Source organism: Amycolatopsis sp. NPDC104819 (assembly GCF_055583145.1).
In genome coordinates this window covers 74044-86677 of record NZ_JBVJON010000017.1, presented here as the reverse complement: position 1 = coordinate 86677, position 12634 = coordinate 74044, and the positions used below count along the sequence as shown (strand labels likewise).

Below are 12634 nucleotides of genomic sequence, written 5' to 3'. Positions count from 1 at the left end.
ACCCTCTCACACCATCGCACCCGAAACGCAACACCCGTGCGGTGTGGGCGGGCGTAATCTCGACGGCATGGACCACTGGCTGACCATCGAGGTCTTCGATGGCGAGTCCACGGCTTCGTTGTGGCGGCTCGCCCGCGGTGACGCGCTCACCGAAGCAGCATTGACCAACGGCGCCGAGCAGTGGGTGTGGCACGAACACCGCTGGGGCGTGGTGCTGGAGATCGAGTTCAAGTCCGAGGAAAGCCGCGACGCGTTTCGCACCCTTCCGGTCGTTACGGCGGCTTTGGACGCGGTGCCCGATCCGGCGCGGGGATTGCTCGTGTACCCGGGGCGTGGTGGGGGTGCGGGATCAAGGATGCCGCGCAAGCCCCGGCCGTTGCCGATGGCCGGAGCCGGGGCGGTTCCGGTGCCGGTGGAGTCGGTGAAGATGGGGTTGGCGGAGGCTTTGCCGCCGATGTTCAGCGAAGTCGGGTGAGGAGTTCGCGCCAAGTTGTGGTGGACGCGGTGAGGGTGCCGCCGGTGCGGTCTTTGGTGTCCCGGACGAGGATTTCACGGCCGGTGAGGATCTCGACGCACTCGCCGCCATTGGTGCTGTAGGTGCTGGTCCGCCAGCCGATCTCAACGCACTCGTCGCCGTTGGTGCTGTAACTGCTCTTACGCCAGATCACCATCATCCCGCCGCACTCCCGGTGAGTAGAGGTTTCTCGCCAAGTCGAAGAAGAACTCTCTAGATTGTGCCTCATCGAGCGCGACCCGATCCAGACCGCGGAGAAGGCTCCGGTAGGCCGCGATTTCCGCGGGCTCCTCGAGGAATAGCGAGGAAACCTCGCTGTCGATGTAGACCACCGGATCGAAGGATTCCGATTCGATCAGCTGGAAATGCCCTGCCATCGCAGGATGGCCGCCGTAGCTGGCGGGGATGATCCGGATCGAGGTGTTCTCGCGACCGGCGAGGCGATGCAGCTGAGCGAGCTGGCCGCGCATGACATCGGGCGCTCCGCGCCCGATGGGCAGCCGCAGAACGAATTCGTGCAGGTAGAAAACGAAGGCGACGGCAGGCTTCTTGTCCAGGAGGACCTGGCGGGACATGCGGGCGAAGACCAGCTCGTCGATGCGGTCCGGCTCGGTCGCGTTGCCGATCTCGGAGATCAAACTGCGGGCGTAGTCGGCGGTTTGCAGCAGGCCCGGCACCGAGCAGCCGTGGAACTGCGAGATGGCGGTGGCCCGCTCCTCGTGCCAGATGAGTGTGCGCAGCTGAAGGGGCTTTTCGAGGAGGCCGGGCCTGCGCATCTCGTCCCCCAGGGCCATCAGCTCGCGGTATTCCGCTCCCCGGACCCCGAGCACCGTCAGAAACCGCGCCAGCTGCACCGGATCCGGCCTGAGCAGCCCGCGCGTCACCGACGACACCCACTGCGCGCTCATCTCCAGGCGGCGCGACATCTCGCGGACGCCCCAGCCCTTCTCCGTCATGCGCTGGAGCAGCCGCTCGCCCAACTGCCTGCTACGGATGTTCATGGGGCGAACGTAAAGCCACCAAGACGGAAAACCCCTGCGCCACAACGGGAGTTCCCCCGAAGTGGCGCAGGGTGTCCACTCCGCTTTACACCGCCGCGGGCTTCTTCGTCAGCTGGTTCAACAGCTTCGTGCACCAGTCCAGCAGCTCGTCGTCGCGCAGCATTGGCGCACCGATGCGGCCGCCTGCCGGGCCTTCCGTGGGCTTCGGGATCGAGACCGTGTTCGTCACCGCCTTGAACGTCGCCTTCGGGTACAGCCGCTTCAGTCTCACCAGCTGCGAGTCCGCGAGCGGCAGCGGCGCGAAGCGGATCGTGTTGCCCTGGACCGCCACCTCCGTCACGCCCGCTTCGCGGCACGTGTGGCGGAACTTCGCCACCGCCAGCAGGCGGTTCACCGGCGCCGGCGGCTGGCCGTAGCGGTCGATCAGCTCTTCGCGGACCGCGTCCAGGCCCTCGGTGTCCGGCGCCGCCGCGATCTTGCGGTACGCCTCCAGCCGGAGGCGCTCGCCCGGGACGTAGTCGTGCGGGATGTGGGCGTCGATCGGGAGGTCGACGCGGACGTCGGCCATCTCCTCGTCCTCCGCCGGCTCGGCGCCCGCGTGCCGACGGAACGCGTCGACCGCTTCGCCGACCAGCCGGACGTACAGGTCGAACCCGACCCCCGCGATGTGCCCCGACTGCTCCGCGCCCAGGATGTTGCCCGCGCCGCGGATCTCGAGGTCCTTCATCGCGACCGCCATGCCCGCGCCGAGCTCGGTGTTCTGGGCGATCGTCGCGAGGCGGTCGTGGGCCGTCTCCGTGAGCGGCGCCTCCGGCGGGTACAGGAAGTACGCGTACCCGCGCTCGCGCCCTCGCCCGACGCGCCCTCGCAGCTGGTGCAGCTGCGCCAGCCCGAGCAGGTCGCCGCGCTCGACCAGGAGCGTGTTCGCGTTCGAGATGTCTAGGCCGGTCTCGACGATCGTCGTGCAGACCAGGACGTCGTACTCGTTCTCCCAGAAGCCCTGGATGATCTTCTCGAGCTTCTCCTCGTTCATCTGCCCGTGCGCGGTGACGACCCGCGCCTCCGGCACCAGCTCCCGGATGTGCCGCGCGGCCTTCTCGATCGACGAGACGCGGTTGTGGACGTAGAACACCTGGCCGTCGCGCAGCAGCTCGCGCCGGATCGCCGCGCCGACCTGCTTGTCGTCGTACGCGCCGACGTAGGTCAGGATCGGGTGGCGGTCCTCCGGCGGGGTCAGGATCGTCGACATCTCGCGGATGCCGGCCAGCGACATCTCGAGTGTGCGCGGGATCGGCGTGGCGGACATCGTCAGCACGTCGACGTGCGTGCGCAGCGCCTTGATGTGCTCCTTGTGCTCGACGCCGAAGCGCTGCTCCTCGTCGACGATCACCAGGCCCAGGTCCTTGTAGCGGATCCCGGTCTGCAGCAGGCGGTGCGTGCCGATCACGATGTCGACCTCGCCGCTCGCGAGCTGCTCGAGGATGACGTCCGACTCCTGCTTGTTCGTGAACCGGGACAGGCCCTTGATCGTCACCGGGAACGAGCGCATCCGCTCGTGGAACGTGCTCAGGTGCTGCTGCGCGAGCAGCGTCGTCGGGACGAGGACCGCGACCTGCTTGCCGTCCTGCACCGCCTTGAACGCCGCGCGCACGGCGATCTCCGTCTTGCCGTAGCCGACGTCGCCGCAGATGACGCGGTCCATCGGGACGCCGCGCTGCATGTCCGACTTGACCTCGTCGATCGCGGCGAGCTGGTCGTTGGTCTCGGTGAACGGGAAGGCGTCCTCGAGCTCGCCCTGCCACGGCGTGTCCGGCCCGAACGCGTGCCCGGGCGCGGCCTGGCGCGCGGCGTAGAGCTGCACCAGCTCGGCGGCGATCTCCTTGACCGCCTTCTTGGCGCGCGCCTTGGTGTTCTTCCAGTCGGAGCCGCCGAGCTTGTTCAACGTCGGCAGCTCGCCGCCGACGTACTTCGACACCTCGTCGAGCTGGTCGGTCGGCACGAACAGGCGGTCGCCGGGGTGGCCGCGCTTGGACGAGCCGTACTCCAGCAGCAGGTACTCGCGGGTGGCGCCGGCGACCGTCCGCTGCACCATCTCGACGAACCGGCCGATGCCGTGCTGCTCGTGCACGACGTAGTCGCCGTTCTTGAGCGCCAGCGGGTCGACGGCGTTGCGCCGCCGGGATGGCATCTTGGTGTTCAGGTCCTTTGTGGACGTTCCGGTGCCCGCGCCGCGGCCGGTCAGGTCCGCCTCGGTGAGCACGACCAGCGCACGCTCGGGCGAGAGGAAGCCGTCGGTCAGGCCGCCGCAGGTGACCGTGACCAGGCCCGGCGCCGGCGCGCTCTTCAGTCCGTCGCCCGCCAGGGCGGCCGGGACGTCGGCGGCCGAGAACTGCTCGACCGCGCGGGTCGCCGTGCCGTGCCCGGCGACGACGAGCACCGCCGTGCCGCCCGAGGCGATGTGCGCGCGCAAGTCCGTCGTCGCGCGTTCGAGCTCGCCGCGGTAGGCAGGCGCGGCCTCGACCGAGACGCGGAAGACGTCGGGGTCTTCGCTGGTCAGCTGGGTGAGCGTCCACCAGGCGCGTTTGGTGTCCTGGGCGTGGGACGCGATCTCTTCGAGGCCGCGGTAGGCGGACGCGCCGAGGTCGATCGGGGCCTGGCCGCCCGCGGCGGCCGTCGTCCAGGACGCTTCGAGGAACTCCTGGCCGGTGCGGACCAGGTCGGCGGCGCGGGCGCGGATCTTCTCCGGGTCGGTGAGCAGCACGTGCGAGCCCACCGGCATCGCGTCGGTGAGCAGCTCCAGCTCGTCTTCGCAGAGCACCGGGATGAGCGCTTCCATGCCCTCGACGGGGATGCCGTCGGCGAGCTTGGTGAGCATCTCGGCCAAGTGGGCGTCGGCTTCGTACGTCTTCGCGAGCTCCGCGGCCTTCTCCTTGACCGGCGCGGTGAGCAGCAGCTCACGGCACGGCGGCGCGGTCACACTCGCGATCTCACCCGGCAGCGACCGCTGGTCGGAGACGGCGAACGCGCGGATCTCGCTGACCTCGTCACCCCAGAACTCGACGCGGACCGGGTGCTGCGCGGTCGGCCCGAAGAGGTCGAGGATGCCGCCGCGCACGGCGAACTCACCGCGCTTCTCGACCATGTCGACGCGGGAATAGGCCAGCTCGACGAGCCGTTCGAGCAGCTCCTCGAACGGCTGCTCCTCGCCGACCACGAGGTCGATCGGCTTCAGCGAGCCGAGGCCGGGGGCCATCGGCTGGATCAGGCTGCGGACGGTCGCGACGACCACCCGCAGGTCGTCCTCGCCGGTCTTGAGCCGGTGCAGGACCTCGAGCCGGCGGCCGACGGTGTCGGCGCGCGGCGAGAGCCGCTCGTGCGGCAGGGTCTCCCAGGAGGGGAAGTCGGCGACGCGGCCGCGGCCGAGCAGGGCGCCGAGCGACGCGGTCAGCTCGTCGGCCTCGCGGCCGGTGGCGGTCACGGCGAGCACGGGCCTGGCCGCGCCCTCGTCACTGGCGAGGGCGGCCGCGACGAGCTGGCGAGCGGCGATCGGGCCCTGCAGTTCGAGCAGCGGCGCACCGGCGCGCTCGACCACGCCGCGCAGCGCCGGGTCGGGAAGGATGGCGGTGAGGAGTCCGGACAATGGAGCGTCGGTCACGGTCCCAGCCTACGTGCCACCCCCGACAGGTTTCCGATCACGGCTGGTCGCGCAGCAGTTCCGCCACCTCCGCGAGCCGGGGCAGCTGCTCGTCGAACACCTTCGGCTCCGTGCTCGCGATGCGCAGCAGAACGTGCTCCGCGCCTTCGTACTCCCGAAGCCGCGAAGCGACCTCCGCGACGCTTCCCGTCACCTGCATCTGGATCCCTTGCACAAACGAAGCGGGCATCCCGTAGTTGGTCAGGCAGTACTCCTCCAGCAGCGCGCGGCCGCGGTCCGCGTCGTCCTCCACCAGAACCGTCGCGAACAAGGCGGGGGTGATCGGGCGCGAGGACCGGATCTTCGCCAGACCGGACACGTAGTCGGCCGGCGAAGGCGGGTACGGCAGCCAGCCGTCGTACAGCCGTCCGACGCGTTCCAGCGCGCCCGGCGTGTACGCCGCCAGCCACACCGGCGGCCCGCCCGGCCGCGCGGGCGCCGGGAACGACGGGAGCGAGTCGTAGTGCAGCACCTCGCCGTGGAACGACGGCTCGCCGTTCCACGCCGCCCGCCACAGGCCCACGATGTCGTCCAGCCGCGCCCGCCGCCGCTCCCACGGGACGCCGACAAACGCGAACTCCGGTTCGCTCCGCCCCGCGAACCCGGCGCCGACGGCGACCGTGAGCCGGCCGGCGCTGAGCAGGTCCAGGGAAAGCAGCTGGTTCGCCGAGAGCAGCGGGTCCCGCAACGCCGGGAGCAGCGCGGACGTCCCCAAAGTCACCCGCGAGGTCCGGGCGGCGAAGGCCGCGAGCATCGCGAAGGCGTCGAGCGGGGCTCGCGCGAGGGTGTCGCCGACCCACACCGAGTCGAGCCCGAGCTCTTCGGCGTGCACCGCGGCGTCGACCAGCTCGGGCGCGGTCCGCCCGGCGTCGAGGATGGGCTGGTAGGTCGGCACGACCAGGCCGTATTTCGTCATGCCGGAAGCCTCCGCGAACCGGGGTATGCGCTCAATTCCCCGCGGGGAATGGCCCGCCCGAGCAGGATGGACCCGTGGACTTCGGAACGGCGCTCAAGGACTGGCGGACCCGGCGCCGCCTCAGCCAGCTCGACCTGGCGTTGCGCGCGGGCACGACCCAGCGGCACGTCAGCTTCATGGAGAGCGGGCGCTCGGTGCCCGGCCGCGGCATGGTGCTGCGGGTCGCCGAGTCGCTCGAACTGCCCCTGCGCGAGCGCAACGGCCTCCTGCACGCCGCCGGCTACGCGCCGACGTACCCCGAGACGCGGCTCGACGACCCGGTGATCCGGCCGGTGCTCGACGGCCTGCGGCGGCTGCTCGACGGCCACCGGCCCTACCCCGCGATCGTCGTCGACCGCTACGGCGTGCTGGTCGCGAAGAACGACGCCTTCGGCCTCCTCACCGAAGACGTCGCGCCGGAGCTCTTGGAAGAGCCGGTCGACACGCTGCGCCTCGCGCTGCACCCGCGCGGGATGGCGCGGCGCGTCCGCAACCTCGACGACTGGGCGCGCCACATCCTCGAGCGCATCCGCAACGACCTGGCCCGCACCCCGGACGACCGGCTCGCGCGGCAGCTCGCCGAGCTGGCGGGCTACCTGCCGCCGGCGTCGGCGCCCGGCCCGGAGCACCTGGGGTTCGCGGTGCCGGTCCGGCTGGCCACCTCGGCCGGCGAGCTGCGCCTGATCACCGCGATCACGACGTTCGCGACGGCGGCGGACGTGACCGTGTCCGAGCTGAAGCTGGAGACGTTCCTGCCCGCGGACGCCGAAACCGCGCAACGGCTTCAGACCACCAGCCCGGTCAGGTGACCCACCAGCAGCTCCGCGCTCGCCCACAGCACCGCGGCGCTCACGCTGCCCACGGCGAACCGCCGGTACGGCATCGCGGCCGAGCCCGCGACGCGCGGCATCACCGTCCGGACGCCGACCAGGCAGCGCCCGGCGATCACCGCGGGGACGCCGTAGCGCGCGACGGCCGCCTCCGCGCGTTCCCAGCGGTCCTGGCCGACGCGGCGGGCCAGCCGGCGTCCCCAGTGCCGTCCTTCGAGGTAGGCGAGCTGGTCGCCGAGGACGGCCGCCGCGACCGCGACCGCCAGCGCGAGGCCCAGGTCGAGCGTGCCCCGCTCGGCGAGGAACCCCATCAGCAGCAACGCCGACAACGTCGGCAGCACGATCCCCGGCAGCAGCGCGGTTTCCGCCGTCACGAGGGCGGCGCAGACCAGGTAGACGACCAGCGGGGGCGCGTCAAGCAGTGGCCGCAGCAGGCTGTCCATGCCGGGTCCTCCCCACCGCCACCGGCAGCGCAGCGCGGTAGACGAACGCCGGCGGCAGGTTCCCCCAGACCACCGAAGTGCGCTCCACGACCGCGAAACGGCTTCGCAGCGAAGCGGCGAAGCGACGCGCGGGCGGTGTCCAGGCCGTGTGGGCGTACACGAACGTCGTGAACCGGCCGTTCGCGGCCAGCGCCGTGGTGACCGCGTCGAGGATGCGCCACTGCCGGTCCGCGGTCATGGCCGTCCACGGCAGGCCCGAGACGACGACGTCGACGTTCGTGGCGGACAGCTTCTCAGCGGAGGCGGTCACGACGTCCACCTGCGGAAACCGTGAGCAGAGCGCGTCGGCGAATCGCGGGTTGATCTCGAAAGCCGTGAGACGCGCTTCGGGGCGAAGCAGCGCGAGGACCGCTTCGGTGAACACGCCGGTGCCCGGCCCGAGCTCGACGACGGACGTCGCGCGCTCCAGGCCGAGGCCCGCGGTCATCGTCTCGGCCAGCCGGGCGGAGCTCGGCGCGATCGCGCCGGTCAGCATCGGGTGGCGGAGGAACTCCCTGGTGATCGACATGGCCCCGACGCTAGGAACCACCCGGGTGGCCGCGAATCCGCCGGTCCGGCCGCCCTTGTCCTCCCGCGAGAGGACAAGGACCGCCCTCGGGTAGGACGCCGTGGCGGGCGGATCGCGTTACGTTCGGTGCGTGGAACGACTCGTGGTCTGGGTGCGCCGGCACCGGTGGACGGTGGACCTGCCGCTGTACGCCGTGTTCCTCTTCCTCGCGCCCAGCTTGAGCGGCGAAGAGCCGTGGGCCACCCGCGCGTTCTCCATGGTGTTCCTGCTGCCGCTGCTGGTCCGCCGCCGGTTCCCGCGGACCGTCGCGGTGCTGACCGTCGCCGGGGCAACGGCGGTGTACACGAACGAGATCTGGGCGTACGACCGCGGTCGCACCGAGCTGGCCATGGCGGTGGTGCTGTTCACGCTGGTCGCCCGGGGCGACCGGCGGTTCGCCGCGCTGACCGCCGCGTGTGTCCTCGTGCTGGACGTCATGTGGGGGTTCACCTGGGGCACCTACACCGACAACCCGACCTTCACGATCATCGGCGTGCTGCCCCTGCACATCGCCGCGTGGGCGCTCGGGGAGTTCTTCCGCGCCAAGGAACAGCTCACCGTCGAAGAGGAGAAGCGGGCCGACGCCCAGACCCGCGCGGCCGCCGCCGAGGAGCGCACGAGGATCGCGCGCGAGCTGCACGACGTGCTCGCGCACAGCATGAGCGTCATCGTCTTGAACGCCGAGGGCGCGAAGCTCGCGCGGCACCGCGATCCCGCCGTCGTCGACCGGACGCTCGACACCATCGGCCGCACCGGCCGGGACGCCCTCGCGGAACTGCGCCGGCTCCTCGAGGTCCTGCACGCGGGTCAGGAGGCGCGCAGCCCCCAGCCGACCGTCGCCGAACTGCGGGAGCTCGTCGAGAAGTCCGGGCGAGACATCACGCTCGACGTCGGCGGCGACCTCGGCGGCCTGCCCGCGAGCGCCGCGCTGCAGGCGTATCGGATCGTCCAGGAGGCACTGACCAACATGATCAAGCACGCCCCGGCCGACGCGACCGGCCGCGTAGCCGTTCGGTTCGAACCACCCGGGATCCGGATCGAGGTCACGAACACCGGCGGCCGGGCCGCGCCCGCCCCGGCGCCCGCGCTGCCGTCGTCCGGCCGCGGGCTGGCCGGGATGCGCCGGCGCGTCGAGATGTTCCACGGCGAGCTGGAGACCGGGCCGCTGCCGGACGGCGGCTACCGCGTGCGCGCGAGCCTGGTGGTCGCGCCGTGACCACCCGGGTGCTGCTCTGCGACGACCAGGAGCTGGTCCGCGTCGGGCTGCGGATGATCCTCGAAAGCCAGGACGACCTCGTGGTCGTGGGCGAGGCGGTGAACGGCGAGGACGCCGTCGCGAAGGCCCGCGAGCTACGGCCGGACCTGGTGCTCATGGACGTCCGGATGCCGGTGCTCGACGGGGTCGCGGCGACCGGGCGGATCTGCGCCGAGCTGCCGGACGTGCGGGTCCTCGTCGTCACGACGTTCGACCTCGACGAGTACGCCTACGCCGCGCTGCGGGCCGGGGCCAGCGGGTTCCTGGTGAAGGACGCGCCGTCGGAGGAGATGCTCGTCGCGGTCCGCGGGGTGCTGCGCGGCGACTCGATGGTCTCGCCGTCGGTCACGCGGCGGCTGCTCGACCGCTACCTCGCCGACGACCGCGACCCCGTCGACACCGCGAAGCTCGACGCGCTGACCGAGCGCGAGAAGGACGTGCTCGGGCTCATCGCGCGCGGGCTGTCGAACGGCGAGATCGCGACGAAGCTGTATATCGGCGAGACGACGGTGAAAACGCACGTCGGGCGGATCCTCGGGAAGCTGCGGCTGCGCGACCGGGTGCACGCGGTCGTCTTCGCGTACGAGTCCGGGCTGGTGCGACCGGGTTCCTGACGAAGGCCCCGATCCCGCACGGTGATTTCACCGGTTGCTGGCAGGATGGGCCGTATGCGGAGTGTGCTGGGTCTCCTCGGTGTGGTGTCCCTGCTGGTCGCGGGCTGTTCGGGGGCGGCGAGCCAGCCGGTCCAGAGCGTCCCGCCCGCGGCCACGCCGGCCGCGACCACCGGGAAGTTCAAGGTCGAGACGGTGACCGCCGGCCTGCAGCACGGCTGGGACATCGGCTTCCTGCCCGACGGCGGTTTCCTCGTGCCGCAGCGGCCCGGCAAGCTCGCGCTCGTCCGCGACGGGCGCGCGAGCGAGGTCCGCGCCGACTTCTCCGACGTCCTCGTGCAGGGTGAGGGCGGGCTGCTGGGGATGGTGCTCAGCCCGGACTTCGCGACCAGCCGCGAGTTCATCACCTGCCAGGACCACCAGGAGGGCGGCAAGGCCGTCGACATCCGGCTGGTGACGTGGAAGCTGGCCGAGGACGGCGCGAGCGCGACCCGCGTCAAGAACCTGCTGACCGGGCTGCCGGTGAACCCGAGCGGCCGCCACTCCGGCTGCCGCCCGACGTTCGCCCCGGACGGCGCGCTGCTGGTCGGCACCGGCGACACGGCCCGCTCGACGATCGCGCAGGACCGCCACTCCTTGGGCGGCAAGGTGCTGCGGCTGGACGCGAAGACCGGGAACCCGTTGCCGGACAACCCGTTCATCACTTCGGCCGACCCGCACGAGCGGCTGATCTACACCTACGGGCACCGCAACGTCCAGGGCGTGGCGATCCGCCCGGGCAGCGGCCAGGTGATCACGGCGGAGCACGGCCCGACCTTCGACGACGAGGTCAACCTCCTGAAGCCGGGCGCGAACTACGGCTGGGACCCGTCGAAGGGCGGCACGGACTCCAGCTACGACGAGAGCGTCCCGATGACGGACCTCAAGCGCTTCCCGGACGCAGTGAGTCCACTGTGGACGTCCGGCAAGATCACCGAGGCCATCAGCGGCGACGCGTTCCTGACGGGCCCCCAGTGGGGCCCGAACGACGGCGCGCTGGTGGTGGTGGCGCTGAAGGGGCAGAAGCTGCTGCTGTACCACTTGGACCCGGCGGGCAAGGTCCTGGACGTGACGCTGCCCCCGGAGTTCGACGACAAGTTCGGCCGGCTGCGGGCGGTCCGGAGCGGGCCGGATGGCGCGCTGTATGTGACCACGTCGGATGGGACGGATGACAAGCTGTTGAAGGTCACGCCCGCCTGAGTATGAAAAAAGCACGCCGAGCCGGTGTCACGGACACTGTCGCGCGGCCGCCGGATCGCGGAACATGGTCGGTACCAGGAGTTTTCGCCCGCCACCGACGAGTGTTGGACGCGGTCCGAAGATAGCGTTCCCGCGGCAGCACCGCGCCGGTCCCCGAGCGCCACCGCCGACCTGGCGGTCGGGGACCGGCATTCCAAACCGTGCCTGGTTGCCGAGGTGGGCCCCGCCGCTGACGTGCACCGCCGGACCGGCGTCGTGCCCGGCGGCGGGGCCTCGCCAGAAACCGTGGGTCGCGGGGTGCGCCTAGGATCGGGGCATGACCAAGATCGACCCGGCCACCTCGGCGCTCGTGCTCGTCGACCTGCAGGAGCGGATCGTGGTGCTGCCGACCACGCCGTACAGCGGCGAAGAAGTCGTCGCGAACGCGCTGCGGCTGCGGGCAGCCTTCCGTGCGGCCGGGGCGCCGGTCGTGGTCGTGCAGGTGTCGCGGCCGGACAACCCGCCGGGCAACGAGCTCGTCTTCGACGCCCAGGACGACAAGATCGTCACCAAGTACACGATCGGCGGCTTCGCGAACACCGACCTCGACGAGTACCTGCGCGGAAAGGGCGTCCGGACCGTCTACTTCGGCGGCATCGCGACGGAGTTCGGCGTCGAGTCCACGCTGCGCGCGGCGTCCGACCACGGCTACGACACGGTCGCGGTGTCGGACGCCATGACCGCGCTCGCCGAGATCTCCCACGAGAACGCGATCACCAAGATCTTCCCCCGCCTCGGCACGGTCGTGACGACCGAAGAAGCGCTGGCGGGCTTGGCATGATCGACAAGATCGCCTGGCTGAACGTCGTGGACGGCCGCATCCTCGCGACGCGCTCACGCGGCAAGGACCTGTTCTACCTGCCCGGCGGCAAACGCGAGCCGGGCGAGACCGACGTCGAGACGCTCGTCCGCGAGATCCGCGAGGAGGTCGGCGTCGAGATCAAGCCGGAGTCGATCACCCCGGCGGGTGTCTTCGAAGGCCAGGCGCACGGCCGCGCGGAAGGCACGGTCGTGCGGACGACGTGCTACTCGGCGGAGTACGAGGGAACCCCGCGGGCCTGCAGCGAGATCGAGGAAATCGACTGGCTCGGGTACGCCGACCGGCCACGGGTTTCGCTGGTGGCGCAGCTGATCTTCGACCACCTGCACACCGCCGGCGTGCTCAGGTAGCCAGGAACTCCGCCAGGTCCGCGCTGAGGCGCCGCAGCTCTTCGCCCGCGGTCACCCCGGTCCGGACGGTGCAGGACCAGGGCCGTGTCTCGTCCCCCGCCGGTTCGAGGCCGTGCACCGTCCACGCCAGCTCGACGAAGTGGCCGTGGTGGATCGCGCGGAGTTCGAGGTCGCCGCGAAAGGACTTCCACCCCCGCTCGCCCGGCCAGCCGCGGAAGTCCCGGTCGAGACCGGCGGCGAAGGAGCCCAGACCGTCGCCGGTCAGCGTGCCGCCGG

Annotated in this window: 14 protein-coding genes; 7 read left to right on the top strand and 7 right to left on the bottom strand. The window is 71.3% G+C overall.

Annotation, left to right across the window (positions count from 1 at the left end):
- Nucleotides 1-67: 67 nt before the first annotated feature.
- Nucleotides 68-475 (top strand): hypothetical protein, encoded by a 408-nt coding sequence (locus ACZ63E_RS39760; protein WP_465341477.1) that lies wholly within the window; start codon nt 68-70, stop codon nt 473-475.
- Here the strand turns inward: ACZ63E_RS39760 and ACZ63E_RS39755 are convergent.
- From ACZ63E_RS39755 to ACZ63E_RS39740, 4 genes are all read right to left on the bottom strand, one after another.
- A complete protein-coding gene (locus tag ACZ63E_RS39755; protein ID WP_465341476.1) occupies nt 459-674 on the bottom strand; it encodes a DUF397 domain-containing protein in 216 nt (71 codons plus the stop codon). The two genes, ACZ63E_RS39760 and ACZ63E_RS39755, sit on opposite strands and share 17 nt — an antisense overlap.
- Nucleotides 655-1515 (bottom strand): helix-turn-helix domain-containing protein, encoded by an 861-nt coding sequence (locus ACZ63E_RS39750; protein WP_465341475.1) that lies wholly within the window; start codon nt 1513-1515, stop codon nt 655-657. Before ACZ63E_RS39750 ends, ACZ63E_RS39755 begins: the two co-directional genes overlap by 20 nt.
- Before the next feature lie 85 nt (nt 1516-1600).
- Nucleotides 1601-5155, bottom strand: a complete 3555-nt coding sequence (mfd, locus tag ACZ63E_RS39745) for a transcription-repair coupling factor (RefSeq protein WP_465341561.1) — start codon at nt 5153-5155, stop codon at nt 1601-1603.
- Between the two features lie 52 nt (nt 5156-5207).
- Complete coding sequence (locus tag ACZ63E_RS39740; RefSeq protein WP_465341474.1) at nt 5208-6125, bottom strand: LLM class flavin-dependent oxidoreductase; 918 nt, start codon at nt 6123-6125, stop codon at nt 5208-5210.
- Between the two features lie 74 nt (nt 6126-6199).
- Here ACZ63E_RS39740 and ACZ63E_RS39735 point away from each other — a divergent pair, with 74 nt between their 5' ends.
- Nucleotides 6200-6973, top strand: coding sequence for an MmyB family transcriptional regulator (locus tag ACZ63E_RS39735; RefSeq protein ID WP_465341473.1), 774 nt, complete (start codon nt 6200-6202; stop codon nt 6971-6973).
- On the opposite strand, the gene ACZ63E_RS39730 is transcribed toward ACZ63E_RS39735, so the two are convergent.
- Together ACZ63E_RS39730 and ACZ63E_RS39725 are read right to left on the bottom strand one after the other, a co-directional pair.
- The gene (locus ACZ63E_RS39730; protein WP_465302431.1) at nt 6949-7437 is read right to left on the bottom strand and encodes a DedA family protein; all 489 of its coding nucleotides are present in this window, start codon (nt 7435-7437) and stop codon (nt 6949-6951) included. The two genes, ACZ63E_RS39735 and ACZ63E_RS39730, sit on opposite strands and share 25 nt — an antisense overlap.
- Entirely contained in the window at nt 7409-8005 is a 597-nt protein-coding gene (locus ACZ63E_RS39725; RefSeq protein ID WP_465341472.1) for a class I SAM-dependent methyltransferase, read from the bottom strand. The genes ACZ63E_RS39730 and ACZ63E_RS39725 overlap by 29 nt, the downstream gene beginning before the upstream one ends.
- Before the next feature lie 130 nt (nt 8006-8135).
- Here ACZ63E_RS39725 and ACZ63E_RS39720 point away from each other — a divergent pair, with 130 nt between their 5' ends.
- The 5 genes from ACZ63E_RS39720 (at nt 8136) to ACZ63E_RS39700 (ending at nt 12358) form a co-directional block, all read left to right on the top strand.
- Entirely contained in the window at nt 8136-9260 is a 1125-nt protein-coding gene (locus tag ACZ63E_RS39720) for a sensor histidine kinase (RefSeq protein ID WP_465341471.1), read from the top strand.
- Nucleotides 9257-9913: a response regulator gene (locus tag ACZ63E_RS39715; protein ID WP_465341470.1), complete on the top strand. Its 657-nt coding sequence runs from the start codon at nt 9257-9259 to the stop codon at nt 9911-9913. The genes ACZ63E_RS39720 and ACZ63E_RS39715 overlap by 4 nt, the downstream gene beginning before the upstream one ends.
- A gap of 54 nt (nt 9914-9967) precedes the next feature.
- The gene (locus ACZ63E_RS39710) at nt 9968-11149 is read left to right on the top strand and encodes a PQQ-dependent sugar dehydrogenase (protein ID WP_465341468.1); all 1182 of its coding nucleotides are present in this window, start codon (nt 9968-9970) and stop codon (nt 11147-11149) included.
- A gap of 316 nt (nt 11150-11465) precedes the next feature.
- Nucleotides 11466-11969, top strand: coding sequence for an isochorismatase family protein (locus tag ACZ63E_RS39705; protein ID WP_465341467.1), 504 nt, complete (start codon nt 11466-11468; stop codon nt 11967-11969).
- On the top strand, nt 11966-12358 hold the full coding sequence (locus ACZ63E_RS39700; protein ID WP_465341466.1) for an NUDIX hydrolase: 393 nt from the start codon (nt 11966-11968) through the stop codon (nt 12356-12358). The genes ACZ63E_RS39705 and ACZ63E_RS39700 overlap by 4 nt, the downstream gene beginning before the upstream one ends.
- On the opposite strand, the gene ACZ63E_RS39695 is transcribed toward ACZ63E_RS39700, so the two are convergent.
- On the bottom strand, nt 12351-12608 hold the full coding sequence (locus tag ACZ63E_RS39695; RefSeq protein ID WP_465341560.1) for a DUF6228 family protein: 258 nt from the start codon (nt 12606-12608) through the stop codon (nt 12351-12353). The genes ACZ63E_RS39700 and ACZ63E_RS39695 overlap by 8 nt on opposite strands.
- Nucleotides 12609-12634 lie beyond the last annotated feature (26 nt).